This window comes from Bacteroidota bacterium, from assembly GCA_017303905.1.
In the GTDB taxonomy this organism is placed as follows: domain Bacteria; phylum Bacteroidota; class Bacteroidia; order B-17B0; family Aurantibacillaceae; genus JAHEYG01.
Map to the genome: position 1 here is coordinate 332,809 of JAFLBH010000004.1, position 23,544 is coordinate 356,352.

Below are 23,544 nucleotides of genomic sequence, written 5' to 3' on the forward strand. Positions count from 1 at the left end.
TTCCTATTTCTTATGAAATTCTATTAAGCCTTCGATAGGAGACTTAATAACTTTACCGAGTGTATATCCTTCCTCATTCGCCACCTCAGCAAGTATGCTTTTATAATAGTAACCTATAGAACCTACCGAATGAACTGTATACTTTCTTGAATCCGTATATTTTTCAATTTGCTTGTGAAAAAAGCTTACAAAGCAATTCTTCACTAACTTTTTCATATAAGGGTCTTTGATGTTGTCTGACACAAAAGAATTAATAGAGGCCAAATAGCGACTCGGCATTCCCTTTTTGTACACATTATCTAAAATCTCTTCCCTGTGATATCCTTTTGCTTCAAAAGCGGCTCTGATTTTGGAAGGCAGCTCACCATCAAAATAAGCCTGTACAAATGTTTTTCCTATGTGCGCTCCACTGCCATCATCACCAAACATGTAGCCATAAGAAGGGACATTTTCAGCCACTTCTACTCCATTATATAAACAACTATTACTGCCGGTACCTAGAATACAAGCAATGCCTGATTTCGATCCACACAAGGCTCTTGCAGCAGCTAATAAGTCGTGACCAATATTCACGCTTTTCAAATCGAGGGCAGCCCTTATCCCATCACCAACTATCTTACAATTTATCTCATTAGAACATCCTGCACCATAATAGTATAAAACATCAACTTCTGGCAGGTATTCACTTACAAATGGCTTAAGGTTTAAAATTAGTTCGTCGTAAATTTGCTCGGTAGTTTGAAAATAGGGATTAAATCCAATAGTTTTATAATCGGCAATTACCTTGCCGTTCTCAAGAACTACCCAATCGGTTTTTGTAGATCCGCTGTCAGCTAATAAAATGTACACTTTAAATTGTTTTAGTCCTATGGTACAAAAATAAAAAAAGCCCCGTAAGGGGCTCCTTATTTTATTAAATATTTATGCTTGTTCCTCTGATGAAGTTTCTGCTGCCGCATTATTTTCTTCTGCCGGAGCTGCTGTTGTTTTAGCTGCAATTTTAGCGGCCTTCGCTTCTTTACTAGCCGTTTCAGCTTTTAAACGATCGCTGGCTTTTTTAGAACCTTCGCTTGCTAAACGATCTTTTTTGCTGTTAACTTTTCCTTCTTTTTCCTGTAACCATTTGTTGAATTTTTGTTCAACCTGAGCTTCAGTTAAAGCACCTTTTTTGGCACCTTCCAACAAATGCTTTTTTAACATTACACCCTTATAAGAAAGGATGGCACGGCAAGTGTCAGTTGGCTGAGCACCATTCATTAACCATTGTAATGTTTTGTCGAAATTGATGTCAATTGTTGCAGGATTTGAATTAGGGTTATAAACGCCTAATTTTTCAATGAATTTTCCGTCACGTGGTGCACGACCATCCGCAACTACAACGTGAAAAAAGGCTGCATCCTTTTTCCCATGTCTCTGTAGTCTAATCTTTACTGCCATTTTATTTAATTTTTAATTGGGTGGCAAATATCGGAACTTTTTATGGTTTTACAAAAAATAAATATACCTGTTTTTGTTGCCATTTTTTTATACCTTTGCGTCTTTAAAAACCTAAAACTATGCAAGTTAAAGAAAGAGGCATTGTCCTAATCCCAATCGATTTTTCTGAACAATCAATTTTTGCCATCAAACAATCTTACAACCTTGCTAAATATACTCACTCTAAAATCGTTCTCTTACACGTATACGAAAAAGTAGGTGAAGAGCGTTATGAAGATCTTACCAAATTAACCAAGCAAACCGAAGCGGAAAGTGGCGGAATTCCTGTAGAATTCATGAATGTTAAAGGTGACATTTATGTAGAGACGGATCGCGTGGCGGAAGAAATTAGTGCTACTTTAATTATCATGGGTATAGAAAGTCACATGAAATTTAAAGATATTTTCGGTGGCAGTGCTTCCAAATTAATCCGTAAAGCTCCTTGTCCTGTAATTACCATCCGCGGTCGCGAACACCGTGATGGTTGTGAAAATATTTTATTACCTCTTGATTTATCCCGCCAATCACGCGAAAAAGTTGATATCGCAGTTCAATTTGCGAAATATTTTGGCGCCTCTATTCGTGTACTTTCAGTGTTTAGTCCATCAGATGCCGCTTATGAAAATCAATTATTAGCGTATTCTCATCAAGTAAAACAATTCATTAAGAGTAAAGGTATTTCTTGTACCAATAAATCAATTGCAAGCGATCACGTTGCTGAAACAGTAGTGGATTATGCAAACAAAATTGAGTCGGATTTAATCATGATCATGAATAAACCTGAATTAAGCGTGAAAGAATTCTTTGGTGGTACAGAAGCTCAACACATCGTTGATATCAGTAATATTCCTGTTATGACGGTAAACCCAATGAAGCGTGAAAGCATGAACCATTTTGGTACAGGCTTCTAATTCGAAACTTAAAGCTTATTTTTTTCCAAAAGCCGGCACTTGTACACCAAGTGTGGCTGTTAATTGATACGCAAAGAAATGATGCGTTGCTCTTCCATTTCCTTTACCAATAACAAGTGAATTTACATAGTGCGCAAAACTTGCTTTGCCAACAAATTCAAAAAATCCATATTTAAAAAATTCAGTGCGTAATCCTGTTTCAGCGCCCACTAACCATCCTGCAATGTGAAAATCGTTGTTTAATCGTTTACCAAATAATGTAACATCCGTACGTGGGATAACACAACCTACTCCTCCTTTAATAACCCAACCCATATTGAAAAGCGGACTTGGATTTACAAGCTTCCAACGCTTCACGATATTAAACAATAGAAAATTTGCACCATCCGAATGCTCGAAGTGTAAAAACTTCTTTGGGTCAATTAATGTATCTTGGTCAATGTATGTTCCATTGATATCTCCCTTCACTCTCAACTTTTGATAATCTTTCATAATATACTTAGTGTGATCATAATTGATTTCAACGGCTAAATCAGATTTATTATTAAAATAATACCCTAAACGATAAGCGTATTGAGGAACAGTAAAATTTACAATGTCAGGGATTTTATCAAAATCAGGACGATCCTTCGCCTCAGCGTCATACACAGTGAAATCATAATTGTGATTATAACCTGTTTCCGGATGATACGTATTTGAGCGGTCTACAAAACGAATGTCACTTTTTGAAAACCAAACACGCGTATAGCCTGCCGACAAATACAAGGTTCCTTTTTTCTTTGTACTAATTTTCAGGGAGTCGTTTTGTGAAAACAAATGACTTGCTGCAATGAAAACTAAAAATAAACTTAAGCGCATTTACTCAATAATTTGGGCGCTAAGGTAACGATTATTTTCTTTTACATTAATGATTATACTCAGGTAAGGTTTTGGCAAAAACGACAAGGCTAACTCTGGCCATTCAATAAAACAATAACGTTTTCCATCAACATATTCTTCAAAACCAATATCTAAAAGTTCTTCGGCCGACTTTAATCGGTACAAATCGAAATGATATAATTTTTTTGTGGGCGTTAAATATTCATTGACGATAGAATATGTAGGACTGCTGAAATTATCTTTAGAACCTAAAGCTTTGCACAACTCTTTAATAAAAGTAGTTTTTCCTGCTCCCATTTCTGCCTCAAAGGCAAAAACCTTTAATTCACCCGCAAAATTTAAGATTTGCCTGGCAAGTTCCGGCAATTTATTGGCATCACTAATATCAATTTGTAATCTCTTCACTAACGTGGTGATAAAGTAATATACGGAATAATCATTTCTTCTAAACTAATACCGCCGTGTTGGAACGTATTACGATAATAATTTACATAATGATTGAAATTGTTTGGATACGCAAAAAAGCGATCTTCTTTCGCAAATATAAATCGTGAACTCGGATGTAATTTAGGTAAGAACGCATCGCTCGGATTTTTTACCTCAAATACCTCCTTGGCATTATAATCTAATGCCTTACCCTGCTTGTAACGTAAGTTAGTATTCACGTTTTTATCACCTAATACTTTGGTTGGTTCTTTTACATGTACGGTACCATGATCAGTAGTAATAACAATCTTCACTTTTTTTGCGGCCAACTGCTTAATCATATCCAATAAAGGCGAGTGCTCAAACCACGACATGGTAATACTTCTATAGGCCGGTTCATCATCTGCCAATTCACGAATCACTTCCATTTCGGTACGAGCATGACTTAACATATCTACAAAATTATACACGATTACATTGAGTTTGTTTTGCATTAAGTTATTTATACTCTCGGCTAATTTCTTTCCACCGGCATAATTCGTTACTTTGTTGTAAGACAGTTTAACATCTTTACCCAAACGTTTTAACTGTGCTTGCAAAAAATCTTCCTCGTGCATATTTTTTCCACCTTCATCCTCATCATTTAACCACCAATCAGGGTGACGTTTTTCCATTTCACTCGGCATAAGTCCGCTGAATAATGCATTTCTTGCATATTGCGTTGCAGTAGGAAGAATACTAATATATAATTCTTCATTCTCCACTTTATAATAATCCTGAATCACGGGCTGAATGATTTTCCATTGATCATAACGAAGATTGTCGATGACAATTAGGAAGATGCTTTCACTTTTGTCTAATTCAGGGATAAATTTATTTTTAAGTAAAGTATGGCTCATGGTTGGTGGATTTGCATCTTTCCCATTTAACCAATTCACATAATTTTTTTCTACGAATTTAAAGAACTGTGTATTTGCATCAGCTTTCTGCATCTTTAACACATCCAACATTCCTTTGTCTTGTGCTTTATCCATTTCCAATTCCCAATACACAATTTTTTTAAACACATCCACCCACTCGCTCCATTTCAAATTATCACTTAAAGTCATGCCGATTTGACCAAACTCCTTTCGATACTCCGTATTTGTTTTTTCAGAAACCAAACGCTTATTATCTAGGGTTTTCTTGAGTGATAAAATAATTTGATTTGGATTCACCGGCTTTATCAAATAATCTGCAATCTTTCCACCGATAGCATCATCCATAATGTGCTCTTCTTCACTTTTTGTAATCATGATAACAGGCAAATCGGCACGAAGCTGTTTAATTTTCGCAAGTGTTTCCAGTCCGCTTAAACCTGGCATATTTTCATCTAATAAAACGGCATCAATTCCTCTGTTCTCCTTCACAATATCAAGGGCTTCATCACCACTAACAGCGGTAATTACATCATAGCCTTTATTATTTAAAAATAAAATGTGAGGCTTTAACAGCTCCATTTCATCATCGGCCCAAAGAATTGTATTTTTTTCCATAAACGTTTTATATCTTTACAATATACGCAGTAAAGGTAAAATTATTGTAGATAATTAAGATTTTTTAGCATTGATGTCGAATATTAAAAGTAAAATAATCAACGACCCCATTTATGGTTTTGTAACCATTCATGATGATTTAATTTACTCCCTTATAAACCACCCTTACTTTCAACGTCTACGACGTATTAAGCAATTAGGATTAACGAATTTGGTTTATCCTGGCGCATTACACACTCGTTTTCATCATGCAATTGGCGCCATGTATCTGATGAGCGAAGCCTTGCAGGTTTTGAAAAGCAAGGATGTGAAAATTTCTGACGAAGAAACACGCGCCGCTTTAATTGCGATTTTATTGCACGATATCGGACACGGACCGTTTTCGCACGCACTGGAGCATAGCATTGTTAAGGAAATTCATCACGAAGATGTTTCGTCGATGATTATGGATAACCTGAATAAAGAATTTAAAGGAAAGTTGTCGTTGGCCATCAAAATCTTTAATAATCAGTATAACAAACCTTTTTTACACGAATTGGTGAGTTCACAATTAGATATGGATCGTCTGGATTATTTGAAACGCGACAGTTTCTTTACAGGCGTGAGTGAAGGCGTTATCAGCAGTGAGCGCATTATTAAAATGTTGAATGTGGTGGATGATAAATTGGTTGTTGAAGCAAAAGGTATTTATAGTATTGAGAAGTTTTTAATTGCACGGCGCTTAATGTATTGGCAGGTGTATTTACATAAAACTGTTTTGAGTGCCGAGAATTTATTGGTAAACATTTTAAGAAGAGCCAAGGAGCTTAGCGGAAAAGGTGCGCCTCTTTTTGCTACACCTACCTTCTCTCTATTTTTAGAAAATGATTTCACAAAAGAAGATTTTTTAAATAAACCTGAGTTGTTACAAAAGTTTGCCGCTTTAGATGATTATGATGTAATGGCTTCGGTGAAAGCTTGGAGCGATTGCGATGATTTTATTTTAAAAACACTTTGCAAAAACATGCTCGAGCGCAATTTGTACAAAATAGAATTACAAAATGAAGCGATTGCTACAGCACATAAAAACAAACTAATTGAAAAGGCCATGAAAACTTATTCGATTAGCCGAAAAGAAGCGTCTTATTTTGTTTTTTCAGAAAGCGTAAACAACCGTGCTTATAATAGCGGCGATCATGGTATTAATATACTTTATAACACGGGCAAACTGGTTGACATTGCTACTGCCAGTGATTTATTAAACATACAAGCTTTAAATAAATCGGTAACGAAACATTTCATTTGCTATACTAAAGAACTCAAATAAAAAAGCCCCGCATTATTTGCAGGGCTTTCATTCATATTTTCCAAATTAGAATTTAGCACGAATCTTACGGGTTGCCCCTCTCTTCTTCTTACTGAAGAAATGGCCGTAGCGAGAACGGTAAAACGAACTCTTACCACGCATTACATAACTATATGATAAATTCATTGTCATGTAAGAATCATTATGGGTTTTATCACCACGTTTTTGGCCCCAACCATGAGAAAAATGCGCATTATCAGGATAATTAGGTCCTAATTCTTCTGTTCTGTAAGACATTGTTTCAGACAAAGAATTTCCCGGAGCTTGATCAGGATAATTGCCACTAATATCATCAAGGTAATCAGTGAACGTGGTTCTCCAATTCAACTCCCAACCAATACGATGTTTCTTTTCTAAAGTAAAATAAAAACCAACACCAATAGGAATGTTCACGCCAATAGGTTTATAAGCTATTCCTTCTGTTTGTAAAGGGCGTAATTTAATCCATTCACCATTTAAATTCCCTTTCGGGTTACTGTAATATCCGCCAACGCCACCAAAAATATAGGCACGGAAACCATTACGATAGCGATATGTATTTCCTAAATCATTGTTTTCATAAAAAAACCATTCAGCTGTAAAGGCCAAATCAAACATATCATTACGAAAGTTCAAATTACGCGCACGGCGACCCGGATTGGTTGATAATTTATCATCCCCCTCTAAGCGCAAATAATCCAAAGCCAATTTTACAGAAACTCTTGGGCGCCACTTATAACGTGCAAAACCTCCCACATTCCAACGTGTTTTGGCTAATTTCATATCAGCCACGAAATCACGACGGGTTTTCTCCTTCCCTCCAATATCTCCCAAATAGTTAGATGCTCCAACTGCAAATCCAAAATCCCACAACCATTGAGAATAGGATGCGGTAAAAAAGAAAACAAGTAAAAGCGAGTAGAATAGTTTTTTCATTTGACTACAAAAGTAATAAAAATCTCTAATTTTATGGCTTAAATATACTAAATTTTAATCCCTATGTCAAATCCAATTTGCTCTCTTTTTAACATAAAATACCCGATTGTTCAAGCCGGAATGATTTGGTGCAGCGGGTGGGAATTGGCCTCTGCCGTTTCTAATGCCGGAGGCTTAGGTTTACTTGGCTCGGGTTCTATGTATCCGGACGTTTTAAGAGACCAAATTCGTAAATGTAAAGCTGCGACCGGTAAACCTTTCGGCGTGAATGTTCCCCTTCTATACCCTAATATTGAGGAACATATGAAAATAATCATTGAAGAGGGAGTAAAAATCGTATTTACCAGCGCAGGGAATCCAAAAACATGGACCAACCATTTAAAAGAACATGGAATTAAAGTTGTTCATGTCGTGAGCAATGTAAAGTTTGCCCTAAAATGTCAGGAAGCCGGTGTTGACGCGATTGTTGCTGAAGGTTTTGAAGCCGGTGGACATAACGGCCGGGAAGAAACTACTACCATGGTTTTAATTCCTCAAGTTCGCAAAGCTATTCAAATTCCGCTGATAGCTGCCGGCGGTATTGGTTACGGTTCACAAATGGCGGCGGCCTTTGCTTTAGGGGCCAATGCGGTGCAAATTGGTAGTCGATTTGTGGCAACACCGGAATCTTCAGCGCACCAAAACTTTAAAGATTCTGTTGTGAAAGCAAAGGAAGGCGATACCATTTTAACACTTAAGCAATTGACACCAGTTCGCTTAATTAAAAATGACTTTTGCAATAAAGTATTAGAAGCTGAGAAGAATGGCGCTTCGGTTGAAGAACTGAATACTCTTTTAGGAAGAGCACGAGCTAAAAAAGGCATGTATGAGGGCGATTTAACCGAAGGTGAATTAGAAATCGGACAAATTAGCGGTGATATCAACGAAATTAAACCCGCCGCCGATATAGTAGAAGAAATAATAAAAGACTTTAATTCCTGCATTAAAAGAATCGGTAACTTAACATTCTGATTCGCGACTATACTATGATAAAATTCGAAAAGTTTAAACTACAAAATAATCTTACTGTTATTGTTCATCAAGACAAGTCGACGCCGATGGCTTGTGTCAATATTTTATACGATGTTGGTGCGCGTGATGAAGATGAAAACAAAACAGGTTTCGCGCATTTATTTGAACATTTAATGTTTGGTGGGAGTATTAATATTCCCAATTATGATGAACCACTGCAATTGGTAGGCGGAGAAAATAACGCTTTCACGACGAATGATATTACAAATTATTATTGCACTGTTCCTTCAGAAAATTTAGAAACTGCTTTTTGGCTGGAGAGCGATCGCATGTTGAGTTTAGCGTTTACTGACAAAAGTTTAGAAGTTCAAAGAAATGTTGTTATCGAAGAATTTAAACAACGCTATTTAAATCAACCATACGGAGATGTTTGGTTATTGTTACGCCCGCTAGCGTATAAAACTCATCCATATAAATGGGCAACAATTGGTAAAGAAATTTCGCACATTGAAAATGCAACCATGGAGGATGTAAAATCCTTTTTTAAGAAGCATTACAATCCGAGTAATGCCATTATGGTTGTAGCCGGAAATGTAGAGTTGGAAAATGTAAAACAATTAGCAAAAAAGTGGTTCGAGCCAATTGCCGGAGGAACTAAACCGCAAAGAAATTTACCTAAAGAGCCGAAGCAAACCGAAGCGAGAAAACTTACCGTTGAAAGAGATGTACCGGTAGATTCCATTTACAAAGCCTACCATATGGTGTCTCGTCATGATAAAAATTACTATGCATGTGATTTACTATCGGATGTTTTATCGAGAGGAAATTCTTCACGTTTATATAATTCATTAGTAAAAGATAATCCTATGTTCTCCGAAATAAATGCTTACGTAATGGGCGATTTTGACGAGGGATTATTTGTTGTATCCGGAAAATTAAGTAATGGTGTTGATATTGAAGCGGCTGAAAAAGCCATCATTCATGAACTCAATAAAATTAAAAACAGTTTAGTATCGGAAAACGAATTACAGAAATGTAAAAACAAAGTTGAATCGAGCATTACTTTTTCCGAAACGGATGTTTTAAATAAAGCAACGAATCTGGCTATTTCCGAATTAATGGGAGATGCTGATTATATTAATCAGGAGATAGGCAAATATTTAGCTGTTACGGCTAATGATATTAAAGATATCGCTAACAAAGTTCTTGACGAAAACAACTGCTCTACTTTGTATTATCTAAAAAAGAAATAAGTCCCGCAGATTTCGGTGATAATCGCAGATGTTATTATGCATAAAGAAGATATAATTGAAAATGAAATTTCATACAAAATAAGAGGGTGCATCTTTAAAGTTTATAATGAACTTGGTCCCGGATTATTAGAGTCTGTATATGAAGCAGCCTTGGCTTTTCAGCTTCAGCGAGAAGGATTGTCCGTGAAAACTCAAGTACCTGTTCCATTAATTTATGCAGGTCAAAAACTTGAAGTGGGCTTTCGAATTGATATTTTAGTGGATAATCTAGTTGTTATTGAAGTAAAATCAGTTGAACAATTAGCGGATGTTCACCATAAACAAGTTTTGACCTATTTAAAATTATATGATAAGAAGTTGGGCATTTTAGTTAATTTTAATACTGATAATATTTCGAATTCAATTTATAGAAAAGTAAATAATTTATAAACCTCTGCGTATATCTGCGATATCCGCGGGAAACAAACTGAAATGATAGATTTTAAAGATAGTATCGACCATTATCTTCAAAAACCATTTGAAGAACAATTGGAAACCGAGAAAATGATTTTTAATCAATTTCAAAGTCACGATTACCTGGTATATCGCGAAGAACGATTGAAACATTTGTCGAAAATCAATAAAGATAGAAAACTCGATGCGCTTATTTCATTCGTAAAATACAATCAACCTAAAATTGGTGTTTTTGCAGGAAGCTTTAATCCTTTTCATAAAGGACATTACAATGTATTGCAAAAAGCGGAATTAATTTTCGATAAAGTAATCATTGCCTTTGGAAAAAATCCCGCCAAGGAAGGTAGAAACTGGCCTCTGCCTAAAACAATTAAAAATCGTCAGATTTGCGAGTACGATTCTTTACTCACCGATTTTCTTGACACATTAAAGTATGATGTAACAGTCATCCGCGGATTAAGAAATTCAACAGATTTTCAATATGAACAAAATCAATATCGCTACATACAGGAATTAAAACCGGATGTAAAAATCATTAATATTTTTTGCAATAAAGATTTCGAACATATCAGTTCGTCCGGTATCAGAACACTGGAGAAATTCAATAAACATCAGCAATATCTTTTAGATTAATACTTATACTTCATTCCCATGATAAACAGAACCCTTGCGCCGGAATTTAAAACCATTGAAAAGATTGACATTATTCAAGCTGAAGAAAAAAAATTGGACAATGGCATTCCTGTTTTCAGTATTAATGCCGGTTCGCAGGAACTAACCAAAGTGGAGCTCATTTTTAAAGCAGGTATGTTTTATCAAAACCGAACTTTACTTTCTTCCACGGCCAATACCTTACTCGAAAATGGAACCACAAAATATAATGCTTTACAATTATCTGAAAACATCGATTATTACGGTTCGTTTTTAGAATTATCAGCCGGACAGGATTTTTCGTCGGTTACACTTTATTCATTAAACAAATATTTGAATGAAAGTTTAGTTTATGTGGAAGACTTGGTAAAAGATTCTGTTTATCCGCAGAGTGAAATTGACATCTATTTAGCCAACCGAAAACAGAAACATTTAATTAATTCACAAAAAGTAAATTATTTAGGGCGAAGAAAGTTTTCGGAATTACTATTCGGGGAAACACACCCGTATGGCATCGACTTAAAAAACGAAGATTTCGATACAGTAAAGCGTCAGGATATTCTCGATTTTTACAAAACACATTATAACTCCAAAAACTGTTTTATTGTTGTATCCGGAAACTTTTCCGCAAATCTTATCAATATTCTTAATCAACATTTCGGAAAAAGTGAGTGGGGGAATCCGGCAGCAGTCACAAAAAAAATGCCGGCCATTCAATCAACCGGACAAAAACACGTTTTAGTGGAGAAGAATGATGCAATTCAATCGGCCATCCGAATTGGCCGTGTGCTATTCAATAAAACACATCCCGATTATTTCAAATTTCAGGTATTAAATACAATATTGGGTGGTTATTTCGGTTCGCGTTTAATGGCAAACATTCGCGAAGATAAAGGATACACCTATGGTATCGGCTCCGGATTAACGTCGTATGTTAATGCAGGTTATTTCGCGATTAGCACTGAGGTTGGTGCTGATGTCACAAACAATGCATTGGATGAAATTTATAAAGAGATAAAACGTTTGCGCGAAGATTTAGTGAGTACAGAAGAATTAGAAACGGTTCGCAATTATATTTTAGGTCAGTTTTTACGAAGTGTGGACGGACCATTCGCGCTTGCTGAAAAGTTCAAAGCTATTTATGAATTTAATCTCGGATACAATTATTACAGCACCTACTTTGAAAGCGTAAAAAATGTGACGTCTGCTGAATTACGAGATTTAGCCAATAAATACTTGCAGCAAGATGATTTAATTGAGTGTGTGGCAGGTAAACGCTAATACTCATTTATAATTATTTTATCTCCAAAAACTGATTTATATTAGTTCTACTCTATTATTTTGAACATTTCTTTAAATGAATCGAATTAATAGTTTAATTTTACTTAAAACCCTATTACTATGAAAAAAACCATTTATCTGACCGGAATCATTCTTGGTCTTGGTGCTACATCCCTATGTGCACAGGAAGCTCCTACTTCCAAAAAAACATCCAGCTCAATTTCTTTTGCATCTGAAAAAGAAAAAAGTTCAAAAATTAAGGAACTGGAAAATAAGATTAAAATTGATGAATCCGATCCTTCTTTTCCGGCTGAGGAATTAAAAAAGGAAAAACAACAATTAGCCGAAATGAAAAAAGCTAAAATTATTAGCACAAATAACTCTAATAAATAACATTAAAATTAACTCACATGAAATTAAAAATATACTCTTTATTGTTTTTAGCAGTAGGCTTTGTATTTACCACTAAAGCCCAGTTAACCGGTTATTCCAATGTATCACCAATCACTGTTTACAACAGTGCAAGCGTAACTGCCATTGATTACCAGTTAAAACTTACTATTAACACGCAATCACTTATTGCAGCTTCTCAAATGCAAACTTCCGGCGACGATATTCGTTTTGGAAAAAATTGTAATGGTAGTACTTTATACAACCATTGGTTAGAGTCTGGTATCAATACAGCAACAACCATTGTTTGGGTTAAAATCGATACTATTCCTGCGGGAGGTAATCGTACTTTCTATTTCTTTCATGGAAATAGTTCAGCTACATCTGTTTCATCTGTTCCGGGTGTATTCATTGGTATGAAATCTTCTACTGATTCGGTTAGTTCAGGCGGTGCCGGTGGTGTTGGTAACTCTCAACGCGGATTCCGTTTTTCTCCGAATGAAGACATTTTGGTAACGAGCTTTGGTAAACGTGAACCAACAGGAACTACTCGCTATGTTACTTTATTTGATAATACCACTACTAACATCATTTCACAAATTCAAGTAAGCGGTCCGGCTGCAACTTATTCTTATGCTCCACTGCCAAATCCGATTTGGTTAACTCAAGGAACACAATACGTTCTTCAATTGTATCAAGATGTGAGCGATGGGTACTATTTTGGAACATCCAGTCAGATAAACAGCAAGCTTACGTATTTTGATATGCGTTATTGCAACAGCTGTACTCAAAACACATTCCCTACTAATGTTCTTACAAATTACCATTACGGTTATCCGGATTTACAATTCTATTGGAAAAACAACATCACTCCTGCTCCAACTTATTCAATGGGACTTACACCGGCAATTTCTGTTGCACAAAGTGCCAGCTCTGTTTGTCCGAATGCTTCTGTTACCATCAGCGCATCAACGACAGCAACAGGTTATACTTATACATGGAATCCGGGAGCAATAAACGGTGCTTCTATTTCAGTTACTCCTAGTGTAAGTACTACCTATACAGTTTCAGGAACACAAACCGGTTGTATTGTTGCTTCAACAAATACAGTAGCTATTAATGTTTACGCGCTTCCAACTGTGAGCGCGACTACCAGCAATACTTTAATTTGTGCCGGACAAAATGCAACATTAACTGCAACAGGCGCGAATACTTATGTCTGGTTACCGGCAGGAAGTGGTGCTTCAATAGTTGTTTCTCCAACCGTTAACGCAACTTACACTGTTACCGGAACTAATACAGTAACCGGTTGTTCTAACACGAGTATTGTTACACAAAACGTGAGCGCATGTACAGGCATCAACAACATAGCTGCTAATAATTCATTTAATGTATTCCCTAACCCTAACAATGGTAAATTCATGATTGAATTACCTGCGGATGCGCAAGTAGAAATTACCAATGCATTAGGAGAAGTTGTATTCAGTCAGTTAATGAAAAAAGGCAACCAAAACATTAACTTAGCATCAACCTCTAAAGGCATTTACTTTATTAAAGTTGGTATAAATGGAAAGGCGACAACAAACAAAATTATTGTTGAGTAATTCAACCTTACGAAAACAAAAAGGCCATTCCTATGAATGGCCTTTTTTATTTGATTGAATATTTTTTTTAAACCGCTTCTGATCTATCTTTGATAATCTGCAGTAAATCTACCAACAAATCAATGTTATCCGGCTTTTCTTTTATTTTGGCCGTTACTTGTTTTTGCGCTTGTTCCAATTGATTAGCGGGAATCGCATTCTCAATGTTTTCGATGACTGTTAAAGCTTCTAACGAAACATTAAAATCTTCATTGCAGGTTAAGTCAACAAAAAACAAAAAGTCATCTGTGCAATCTAAATCAATCTCCCAACACGCTGCTATTAATTTAGCCTTTTTAGCATCACTCTTTGACGACTGAATAGCCTTAAATAAAGCTTGCTTTGCTTTGCTCGCTTTTAAATGCTTTAAAATTTCTTCCTTCTCTTCCGTGCTGATTTTATCTTCTACCAATGCCGCAATAGCATCCTCTAAATCCTCATTACTTTTATAACCATCTTTTCCTACGATAATGGTTCGGTATTTCTTCTCATCAAAATACTCCTTTGCTTTTTCCTCAAAACTTTCGGGCTTATTTTCCATTTATAATCTTTTTATAGAATTCGTAATCAAGCGAAATCAAATTTCTGCTTCATTACATTAATTGCTTAATAATACTTTCAACATTCATTCCTTCCGCTTCCGCCTTATAATTTAAAACAACACGATGTCTTAAAACAGGTATCGCGATGGCTTTTACATCTTCAATATCCGGACTGAATTTTCCATTTAATAAGGCGTGGCATTTTGCGCCCAATACTAGATACTGGGAAGCACGCGGACCAGCGCCCCATGCTAAATACTTCTTTGAAACATCAGAAGAAAACTCACTGTTCAATCGTGTTTTATTCACCAATTTAACAGCGTACTCCACTACATTGTCTGCCACCGGTACTTTGCGCACTAATTCCTGAAAAGCTAAAATTTCTTCGGAAGTTAAAATTTTGTTTAGCTTAACATTGCTCGATGTTGTTGTTTGCTTCACCACCTGCAATTCCTCTTCAAACTTCGGATAATCTAACCAAACATTAAACATGAAACGATCTAATTGCGCTTCAGGCAAAGGGTAAGTTCCCTCTTGCTCAATTGGATTTTGAGTAGCTAAAACAAAAAAAGGATTTCCTAACTCGTATTTTTTTCCGGCGGCCGTTACATGACGCTCTTGCATGGCTTCTAATAATGCGGCCTGTGTTTTTGGAGGCGTACGGTTAATCTCATCCGCTAAAATGATATTAGCGAACAAAGGTCCCTTTACAAATTTAAAATTCCGGCTTTCATCCAATATCTCGCTACCAATAATATCTCCGGGCATTAAGTCAGGTGTAAACTGAATACGATTGAAACTTAGACCTAAAACATCAGATATAGTATTAACCAATAAAGTTTTTGCCAATCCCGGAACACCAACCAATAGACAGTGTCCTTTACAAAACACGCTGATTAAAACATCTTTAATCGTGTCTTGTTGTCCAACAATAACTTTACCTATTTCCGAATTAAGTTGCTTGTATTTGGCAACAAATGCTTCTGCCGCTTCTGTATCTGATTTAAATTGCATAGAATTAATTTGATATATGCCAGTTGTATTCGAATTTACAATTGTACTCAGGATCAATTTTTATATAAGTAACTTTTGATCGACGCTCAATCCATTCTCTGATTAATTTACGCTGACGCTCAAATGTAGCCATGGTTAAAAGTTTAGCGTAATCATCTTTGTAATTAATTTTGTGTGGATCGGTACGTGAAATAATAGTAATGATTCGGTAACCAGGCTTGCCATCCATAGAATTATACTGCACCGGTGTTGAAACATCACCTGCATTCATCTTATCAAATACAAAAACTAAGTTTTGATCCATCTGACTGATTTCTTCATTCTCCCATTTGGTTGCGCCCGTCATTGGATTAATTAATAAACCACCGTTTTGTTTTGTTTCCTTATCATCGCTGTATTTTTTCGCTGCTTCCTCAAAAGTTATTTTCCCTTCAATGATTTGCTTTTGTAACGAGTCTAAAAACAATTTTGCGTTGTAAACATCTAACTGCGACATTTTAGGTGCAATGAGAATATGGCGTAAATCAACTGTTTCACCTTTACGCGCAATCATTTCAATAAAATGATATCCATATGGTGTTTCAAATACTTCAGAAACTTCGCCCTTCTTTAAACGAAATGCTACCGCTTCAAATTCAGGAACCATTACCCCACGCATAACTGATTCGTAGCGTCCGCCATTTTTAGCTGAGCCCGGATCTTCACTATACAAAGCTGCCAATACACTCATGCTCTCCCCTTTCAAAACCCGCTCGCGATATGATTCAATCGCTGCTCGCGCATCCGCTTTTGCCTGCTCATTAACAGGAGGCATTTTTACAATGTGTGCAATTTGCAACTCAGTATTTATAACAGGTAAGCTATCCTGAGGTAAAGAATTATAATACTGACGAACTTCTGAAGGCGTTAATTTAATTTCACCGGTAATACGCTGACGCATTTTTTGTGCTAATAATTGCTCACGCACATCATCTCGCATTTCATCTTTGAAAACATTTGTGCGCTTACCATAAAAAGCTTCAAACTTACTTTCATCGCCACCAAACATTTGAATATAATACGCTAAACGTTTTTCCAATTCCTGTTCAACTTCTGCATCCTGCACCTCAACACTATCTCGGTCGGCTTGAGCCAACAATAATTTACTGTAAAGAATTTCTTCAAACGCTTTACATCTTGGTGCATTGGGATCCTCTTTTTGTTTTTCAATTTGGTAGGTTTCGAAATCAGAAAGTAAAAGTGGATATTTACCCACAACCGCAATCACTTTGTCGATGACTTGTTGTGCCGATAAATTAAAACCGAGTGCAAGAAATAGTATAAAAAACGCTTTTTTTAGCATAGAGAGCTAAGTTAAGCATAAAAATTTGTTTGCGGATAAGATTTTGATTACTAGGGGTAAATTTGAGTTTTTTAACAATCAATTCACCTTGAATTTTCCCTCTGATTTAGCTTTCTCCATTACTTGTTCTTTGTACTGCCTGATAAGCTTCATTTTTCGCTGATTAAGAATGATTTTCTTAATATTTGCCGATTCGTAATTGATAGGGGACAAAGCATCCTTAACTTTAATCTGCTTTATCTTCAGATAGTACCAGGCTAAGCTATCTGTAAATTCAAAATAACGTCCTGCATAAAAATTAAACTCAGGCACATCGCGTAATTGCGGAATTTCTTTTTTAATATCTTCCAATAATAACCATGTACTGTCGTTCATGAAATAATTATCGGCGTACTGTAAACACAAATTTTTCAACTGATCTTTATCCTTAGGATTGGGTGAATAAATAGCCTTTTTGAATTTATCAATGGCCTTAGACGCAACCGGAATTTTAAAATAATTTACCGTAGCGATATTATCCTTTAAAATGAAATTATCGCGGTTAGCATCGTAGTAGGCCTGAATTTCTTCCTTCGTTACTGCGGTATCCAGATTGTTTTCTATCAATTTAACTTCATATTTATAATTGATAAGCTCTTTACGATACCTTTCTACTTCCGCTTCAATGTCCATATCTTCCGGCAGAAGTTTTTGTTTGGCCTCCTGATAAAACAATTCGTCCTTGGCCCAATTTTCAATCAACTTTCTCGCCATAGCGCTACTATCTTTCACTGATTCGCTGAAAAAATTAAAACGTTTGTACTCGTTTTCGGTTAGCGACTTTTCACCCGCAATAGCAATTGCTTTTTCATCGGTTTGCTGATTTGAATTATTGCAAGCCGTAAAAACCAACCAAAAAAGGAATATGTATACGTAATATTTCAATTCTATTTATGAAAACGGCTGTCTGTTCGACAGCCGTTTTAATTTTAATATAAATTCAGGTTCTCTTATTTTACAGTTTTCAAAACTGCTTCATCAATTTTCACCGGATATTTATTTTTTAAATAAGCGATCCATTCTTTTTCTAAATTAACCTGGAAATCTGCAGTAACTGCACCACGTGCTTCATTTAATGCTTTCGGTGATTTAGGAATAATCTTATTTACTTTAATCACTAAAAACTTACTGTCCTTATCATCTTTAATGTTTTTGGATACAATTCCTTCTTTCCAATTATCATCAATATTCTTATTCTCACCTTTTAAGAACATCACATTTTCTACCGCTAAATTTAATTGAGACGTTTTATTGATGGCTTCAAGGATTTCCTTCTCACCTTTGTTTTTCGCTAACATCTTTCTCACCTCAGCAGCGATTTTTTCGTCGGTGCAACGGTAAGTAGTTACATCCGCTCTATCGCCCCACAAATAATTATTTTTGTTTTTGTTATAGAACTCACGTAAGCCGGCTGTATCTTTCACTGCTTTACTCCAAACTTTTTGATCGGTTAAATCAAATAATAAAATTCCATCGCGGTATTCGCGTAACAAATTTCTGAAATCCGCATTCTTTGTTTCTAATTGAGAATCTTCGTACTGAACAACCATTTCTTCAACCCACTTCTCATAAAGCTGTAACAACAAATCTTTTAAATCTGTCGGACTGCGATACACCATTTGAGACTCCATAAACTTTGCAAATTCGCTCTGTCCGAATTTTTTATCATTCATGGTGATGATTTCTTTGTTTCCTAATTTATCCGCCGCAGTTGCTTTCCATGTTGCTGTTAAATAAGTTGTATCTAAAACTTTCAATAATTCGTCACGGTTCTTCGCGTTTTCTTTGAAGTTGCTTTCCTTTTTAACACGAGCAATTAATGCTTTGCGTCCCATTTGAGAGCGACTATCACGTTGTACGCGGGCTTTTAATTCAGGCTTCATTTGATCTAAAGGAGAAAGTCCTTTCACATCAATACGCTTAATGATGTGCCAGCCATACGGTGTTTCAACCGGCTCTGAAACTGCACCGTTTTCTTTTAATGCAAATGCGGCGTCTTCAAAAGCTTTTGGTAAACGACCACCTTTAAATGGGGTTAATTGTCCACCACGGTCAGAAGTTTGTTTATCATCAGAAAAAGTTCTTGCTAATTCTTCAAATTTTTCGCCGGCCTTAATTTTTCCTGCAATCTCATCAATTTTTGTTTTAGCATTAGCTTTATCTTGAGGTGTTGCATCTTTCGCAAACTTAATCATGATGTGAGCTGCTGTCATTTCACCGCGATTATTGCGCTTATCGTATACTTTTAAAATATGATAACCATATTTGGTTCTAACCACATTAGAAACTTCTCCTGGCTTTGTATTGTAAGCGGCAGTTTCAAAAGGATAAACCATGTCTAATGCCGTGAAATATCCTAAATCACCTTTGTTATCCGGTACTGAAGGATCATCACTGGTTTTAGGTGCTATTTCCATAAATTTATCCGCACCCGTTGTTTTATAATATTCAGCAAGTTTCTTTACTGAATTTAATTTTGCTTTATAAAGTCCGCTATCTTTTTTAGCCAAGTCTGATTTTACCTGAGTAGAATTTTTCAATAAACGATCGTAATCATTTATTTGAGCCGCAGTAGGTAATTTACCCATGATGCCATTTCTAATTAAAGTAGCGCGTGTAAATGCTTCTAAGGTATCTTTAGGAAACTCGGTTTCAGCACAACGAATAAGAATGTGACTTGCTTTCACTTCATACTTCATGCGCTCATAAGCTTCTGTAATCAAGTTATCGTTGGTGTTTTTATCGGTTAGGTAAGGCGCAGATAGCTGACGGCGATAACCTGCTAATTCATTTTTAAATGATTGTGCTGTATCTAAGCCCATTGATTCGGCTTCAAACACTTTCATCTTAAACAATGAGAATAAATCCGCATAATCGCGTACCGACTTCTCATCTGAAGTAGTTTTAGTGTTGTTTTTTCTGTACACACTTTCAAATTCAGATTTATAAACCGGTTTACCGCCGATGGTCATCACCACTGGCTCGCTGGTTTGCGCCGCTAAGGGCATTGTAAAAGCTGCAAATAAAACTGCAATTGAAATCTTCTTCATAAGTTTAATTTTAAACGGAATGCAAATTTAATTTTTTTATTGAATTAAGGGTTATTTGAATATTTCATTTAGCTTCTGCTCTAAAGCCGGTCCGCGTAAGTTTTTATCCAAAATTTTACCATCCCTGTCAATCAACAGGTTTTGAGGAATACTCGTTATATTATAGATTTTTCCAACCTCGTTACCCCAGCCTTTTAAGTCACTCACATGATCCCAGGTTAACTGATCTTTTTGAACAGCATCTAACCATTTTTCTTTACTTTGGTCAAACGAAACTCCTAAAACGGTAAATCCTTTGTCTTTGTATTTTTGATACGCCGCAACCACATTTGGATTTTCTGCACGGCATGGTCCGCACCAGCTGGCCCAAAAATCAACCAATACAACGCGCCCTTTATAATCCGATAATTTGATAGGCTTACCATCTGCTGTGTTTTGTGTAAAGTTGGTTGCTTTATACCCAATTGAAGTTCCTCTTAAATTGTCCAAACGTTCTTGAGCAAGCTTACCAAATTTAGTTTGCATGGCTGCCTTATCCATGAGAGCAATGGCTTCCTCTACTTCCTGCATGGTGAAGTTAGGATTAGCGAATTCTGCATAAATGATGTAACCGCTTACCGGTGATTTTGGATGATCCTTAATAAATTTCTTTAATCCGTCTTTTACCCCTTTGGTTAACTGTTCGAACTCAGCTTGCTTTGCTTGCATGGTAGCCATGTCGTTATTAGAACGCGCCACGTTATACTGTGAAACCAATTCCTGTTGCTGCATGCTGAAAACCGTCATCATAATGCGGTAATCTTCATAATCCTTCTGACTTTGACCGCCCTTTACTTTTAAGTTCTGAAGCGAATCCATGTTCATTTCAACAGTGGTTTTACCGGCATCTACATAAAATACAATATTGGGCTGAGTATTTGGGTTTGGAGTGAATGTTAACCAATACATATTCGGTTCTTGGCTCTTTGAACTGAACTTAAATTTTCCACCCTCTACTTTAGCTGAATCGGTATGAAAATCTTCTCCCCATTTGTGATTTAAATAAATGTAACGGTTTGTATAGTTCTTAACGCTGCCTTCTACTGTAAAAGCGAAAGGTTTTTGAGCCATGATGGCGCCTCCTAAAAAAGCAGCTAATAGTATCGATTGTATTCTGTTCATAATTGAATTTTAACAAATTTAAAAACATTAAATATAAGCAATAATCGCTTAAGTTTTTTTAACAGCAAATATTGTTCCGCAATTAAAAGCCTATAACGCTTTTAACAGAAATTAATTATGTACGGGAGTGTATTTATGGATATCAGACAAATTGATGAGTATATGTCCGTCATTGTCAGAATCTTGTTTTACAGGCACAAATTTGGCCTTATCCACAAAATCAGATGCTTTATAAGACATACGTGAATAAACGTTTTGAGAATAAGTATCGTTGATGGCTTTGATCAGGATAATTAGTTCTGCGTCACGCTTCACCAATTCCTCGGATGTTAAATTATACATAGGACTTTGCTCATCGATGGGATGAACGATGGTCCAACTTAGAGTTAGAAAATTAATTTTATTCCTCTCCAAATTTAAACCGTTAAATTCTCTTTTATTGGTTTCCAGATTGGTGTAAGACAACACAACGCTTGCTTCAATTTCAATTAACTCATTCTGTTTAGAGTTGGCGATTCTAAACATCAATCCTTTTCCTTCTTTGTATGGAGATATCAATACATTTTCACTATAAATCAAAGCTGCTTTAGGTCGGGAAAAGCGTCCGTAAATAACCCCGGTTGCCAAGGCAAAACCTAATAAACCACACAAAGATTCGATGGCGGCTACTGTACTTACATGATTGGCATTGGGGTATACATGCCCATATCCTACCGTAGTGAGTGTTTGCGCGCTAAAGAAGAATAAATCCATAAACCGATCCGGACCGGTAAACCCCTCTATACCGCCGAAATGCTCATAACCTAAGGCAAAATAAATGCAAGCAAACAGTGTATTTACCAATACATAAAAAGCAAGAATTACAATCAAAAGCTTTGTCCAACTAGTGGTTATAAGCCAATGATAAACATCTATATTATCATAACTTCGCAAGCCCTTACGGCGCACATTAACGGTACCGTCTTTATTCAAAAAACGAACGTTATTATTGTACGACTTGGTGCCAAAACCCAATTCCACCTGCTCGTGACTTTTGTTACTTTTCGCTTGCATACTTTTGCGTAACTTTGTGAATTATGTCCAAAGTTAAACTTTCTTATTTACTATTATTAGTAGTTCCGTTATTATTGGTGGTTTGGTTTTTTTACAATAAAAACCAGAACAAACCGCTGCGTTCATTACCTTTTTACGGACCAAAACGAGCGTTAAAGATTAATGATACAACGTATCACACCATCCCGCCATTCTTTTTCATCAATCAATACAATCAAAAAATTACAGAAGCCGATGTAAAAGGAAAAGTATACGTAACCGATTATTTTTTCACTACCTGCCAATCTATTTGTCCGGTGATGAGTACCAGTTTAGAACGCGTTTACAAGGAGTTTCACAGTCGCGGTGATTTTATGATACTTTCACATACGGTAGATCCTGAAACCGATTCGGTGGCACAATTGTTGAGTTATGCAAAATTACATGGCGTAAAAGATGCTAAGTGGATGTTTGTGACCGGAGAAAAAAAACATTTATATGAAGTAGCGCGCAAAGGCTATTTATTAAATGCGGAAGAAGGCGACGGTGGTGCAGAAGATTTCATCCACACACAAAACTTTGCTTTAATTGATAAAGAAAGACACATCAGAGGTTTTTACGATGGAACTGACAGCACTGATGTAAACAATTTGATTACTGATATTAAATTATTGTTGCAAGAGTATGATTTCAAAGCAAAAAATTAAACTAACAGTCTTTGGATTACTCTTTGTTGGATTTGCCACTGCGCAAAACAAACCTTCTGTTTACAAAATTGATGATTTACTAAAACGAATTCATAACAATAGTGATACGATTTATGTGATTAATTTTTGGGCCACCTGGTGCAAGCCTTGTGTTCAGGAATTACCTGACTTTGAGAAATTAGGTTTGGAAACTAAAAACACGAAGGTGAAAGTGCTATTGGTGAGTATGGATTTTAAAGAAAACTTAAACGATAAAGTGTTTCCATTTTTGCAAAAAAACAATTACAAAACCGAGTGCGTATTGTTAGATGAAATAGACGGTAATAGTTTTATTAATAAAGTAAATCCAAAGTGGAGCGGCGCTATTCCTGCTACCTATGTCACCAAACAAAACAAGAAGCTGGAAGAATTTGTTGAGAAAAAGTTACATTACGAAGAAATCAAAGAAATTTTAGGAAAATTTTAGATTCAAATAAACAAACTGATGA

General features: G+C 36.0%; 24 protein-coding genes. 11 read left to right on the top strand and 13 right to left on the bottom strand.

Annotation, left to right across the window (positions count from 1 at the left end; genetic code table 11):
* Window positions 1–3: 3 nt before the first annotated feature.
* Both J0L69_14890 and J0L69_14895 read right to left on the bottom strand, forming a co-directional pair.
* Window positions 4–849 carry a hypothetical protein gene (locus J0L69_14890; GenBank protein ID MBN8694478.1) on the bottom strand — a complete coding sequence of 282 codons (846 nt, stop codon included), beginning with the start codon at window positions 847–849 and terminating at the stop codon, window positions 4–6.
* A 72-nt stretch (window positions 850–921) separates the two neighbouring features.
* Entirely contained in the window at window positions 922–1,437 is a 516-nt protein-coding gene (locus tag J0L69_14895; protein ID MBN8694479.1) for a 30S ribosomal protein S16, read from the bottom strand.
* 119 nt (window positions 1,438–1,556) lie between these two features.
* Here J0L69_14895 and J0L69_14900 point away from each other — a divergent pair, with 119 nt between their 5' ends.
* Window positions 1,557–2,387, top strand: coding sequence for a universal stress protein (locus J0L69_14900; GenBank protein ID MBN8694480.1), 831 nt, complete (start codon window positions 1,557–1,559; stop codon window positions 2,385–2,387).
* 15 nt (window positions 2,388–2,402) lie between these two features.
* Here the strand turns inward: J0L69_14900 and J0L69_14905 are convergent, their stop codons facing one another.
* The 3 genes from J0L69_14905 to J0L69_14915 are packed head-to-tail and all read right to left on the bottom strand — an operon-like array spanning window position 2,403 to window position 5,227.
* Window positions 2,403–3,245: a hypothetical protein gene (locus J0L69_14905; GenBank protein MBN8694481.1), complete on the bottom strand. Its 843-nt coding sequence runs from the start codon at window positions 3,243–3,245 to the stop codon at window positions 2,403–2,405.
* On the bottom strand, window positions 3,246–3,656 hold the full coding sequence (gene tsaE / locus J0L69_14910) for a tRNA (adenosine(37)-N6)-threonylcarbamoyltransferase complex ATPase subunit type 1 TsaE (protein ID MBN8694482.1): 411 nt from the start codon (window positions 3,654–3,656) through the stop codon (window positions 3,246–3,248). It abuts the gene before it with no gap.
* Between the two features lie 14 nt (window positions 3,657–3,670).
* Window positions 3,671–5,227 (bottom strand): bifunctional response regulator/alkaline phosphatase family protein, encoded by a 1,557-nt coding sequence (locus J0L69_14915; GenBank protein MBN8694483.1) that lies wholly within the window; start codon window positions 5,225–5,227, stop codon window positions 3,671–3,673.
* A gap of 73 nt (window positions 5,228–5,300) precedes the next feature.
* On the opposite strand from J0L69_14915, the gene J0L69_14920 reads away from it, so the two are divergent.
* Window positions 5,301–6,533 (top strand): HD domain-containing protein, encoded by a 1,233-nt coding sequence (locus J0L69_14920; protein MBN8694484.1) that lies wholly within the window; start codon window positions 5,301–5,303, stop codon window positions 6,531–6,533.
* Between the two features lie 45 nt (window positions 6,534–6,578).
* Here J0L69_14920 and J0L69_14925 read toward each other — a convergent pair whose 3' ends face one another.
* A complete protein-coding gene (locus J0L69_14925) occupies window positions 6,579–7,487 on the bottom strand; it encodes an outer membrane beta-barrel protein (protein ID MBN8694485.1) in 909 nt (302 codons plus the stop codon).
* Window positions 7,488–7,550: 63 nt separating this feature from the next.
* Between J0L69_14925 and J0L69_14930 the strand changes: the two genes are divergently transcribed.
* From J0L69_14930 to J0L69_14960, 7 genes are all read left to right on the top strand, one after another.
* Window positions 7,551–8,498 (top strand): nitronate monooxygenase, encoded by a 948-nt coding sequence (locus J0L69_14930; protein ID MBN8694486.1) that lies wholly within the window; start codon window positions 7,551–7,553, stop codon window positions 8,496–8,498.
* Between the two features lie 14 nt (window positions 8,499–8,512).
* Window positions 8,513–9,751, top strand: coding sequence for an insulinase family protein (locus J0L69_14935; GenBank protein MBN8694487.1), 1,239 nt, complete (start codon window positions 8,513–8,515; stop codon window positions 9,749–9,751).
* A gap of 51 nt (window positions 9,752–9,802) precedes the next feature.
* Entirely contained in the window at window positions 9,803–10,180 is a 378-nt protein-coding gene (locus J0L69_14940) for a GxxExxY protein (protein ID MBN8694488.1), read from the top strand.
* Between the two features lie 42 nt (window positions 10,181–10,222).
* Window positions 10,223–10,837 (top strand): adenylyltransferase/cytidyltransferase family protein, encoded by a 615-nt coding sequence (locus J0L69_14945; GenBank protein ID MBN8694489.1) that lies wholly within the window; start codon window positions 10,223–10,225, stop codon window positions 10,835–10,837.
* A gap of 18 nt (window positions 10,838–10,855) precedes the next feature.
* Window positions 10,856–12,136, top strand: a complete 1,281-nt coding sequence (locus J0L69_14950; GenBank protein MBN8694490.1) for an insulinase family protein — start codon at window positions 10,856–10,858, stop codon at window positions 12,134–12,136.
* Between the two features lie 120 nt (window positions 12,137–12,256).
* The gene (locus J0L69_14955; GenBank protein MBN8694491.1) at window positions 12,257–12,529 is read left to right on the top strand and encodes a hypothetical protein; all 273 of its coding nucleotides are present in this window, start codon (window positions 12,257–12,259) and stop codon (window positions 12,527–12,529) included.
* A 17-nt stretch (window positions 12,530–12,546) separates the two neighbouring features.
* Window positions 12,547–14,130 carry a DUF2341 domain-containing protein gene (locus tag J0L69_14960; protein ID MBN8694492.1) on the top strand — a complete coding sequence of 528 codons (1,584 nt, stop codon included), beginning with the start codon at window positions 12,547–12,549 and terminating at the stop codon, window positions 14,128–14,130.
* A 67-nt stretch (window positions 14,131–14,197) separates the two neighbouring features.
* On the opposite strand, the gene J0L69_14965 is transcribed toward J0L69_14960, so the two are convergent.
* The 7 genes from J0L69_14965 to J0L69_14995 all read right to left on the bottom strand — a co-directional run bounded on the left by J0L69_14965 (window position 14,198) and on the right by J0L69_14995 (window position 22,370).
* A complete protein-coding gene (locus J0L69_14965) occupies window positions 14,198–14,710 on the bottom strand; it encodes a hypothetical protein (protein ID MBN8694493.1) in 513 nt (170 codons plus the stop codon).
* Between the two features lie 52 nt (window positions 14,711–14,762).
* Window positions 14,763–15,725, bottom strand: a complete 963-nt coding sequence (locus J0L69_14970) for a MoxR family ATPase (GenBank protein MBN8694494.1) — start codon at window positions 15,723–15,725, stop codon at window positions 14,763–14,765.
* A gap of 4 nt (window positions 15,726–15,729) precedes the next feature.
* Window positions 15,730–17,067 (bottom strand): peptidylprolyl isomerase, encoded by a 1,338-nt coding sequence (locus tag J0L69_14975; protein MBN8694495.1) that lies wholly within the window; start codon window positions 17,065–17,067, stop codon window positions 15,730–15,732.
* A 78-nt stretch (window positions 17,068–17,145) separates the two neighbouring features.
* A complete protein-coding gene (locus J0L69_14980; GenBank protein MBN8694496.1) occupies window positions 17,146–17,991 on the bottom strand; it encodes a hypothetical protein in 846 nt (281 codons plus the stop codon).
* Between the two features lie 65 nt (window positions 17,992–18,056).
* Entirely contained in the window at window positions 18,057–20,156 is a 2,100-nt protein-coding gene (locus tag J0L69_14985; GenBank protein MBN8694497.1) for a peptidylprolyl isomerase, read from the bottom strand.
* 51 nt (window positions 20,157–20,207) lie between these two features.
* On the bottom strand, window positions 20,208–21,020 hold the full coding sequence (locus tag J0L69_14990; GenBank protein MBN8694498.1) for a TlpA family protein disulfide reductase: 813 nt from the start codon (window positions 21,018–21,020) through the stop codon (window positions 20,208–20,210).
* A gap of 408 nt (window positions 21,021–21,428) precedes the next feature.
* A complete protein-coding gene (locus J0L69_14995) occupies window positions 21,429–22,370 on the bottom strand; it encodes an ion transporter (GenBank protein ID MBN8694499.1) in 942 nt (313 codons plus the stop codon).
* 23 nt (window positions 22,371–22,393) lie between these two features.
* Here J0L69_14995 and J0L69_15000 point away from each other — a divergent pair, with 23 nt between their 5' ends.
* Both J0L69_15000 and J0L69_15005 read left to right on the top strand, forming a co-directional pair.
* The gene (locus J0L69_15000) at window positions 22,394–23,056 is read left to right on the top strand and encodes an SCO family protein (GenBank protein ID MBN8694500.1); all 663 of its coding nucleotides are present in this window, start codon (window positions 22,394–22,396) and stop codon (window positions 23,054–23,056) included.
* Window positions 23,034–23,522: a TlpA family protein disulfide reductase gene (locus tag J0L69_15005; GenBank protein ID MBN8694501.1), complete on the top strand. Its 489-nt coding sequence runs from the start codon at window positions 23,034–23,036 to the stop codon at window positions 23,520–23,522. The genes J0L69_15000 and J0L69_15005 overlap by 23 nt, the downstream gene beginning before the upstream one ends.
* The last annotated feature ends 22 nt before the right edge of the window (window positions 23,523–23,544 follow it).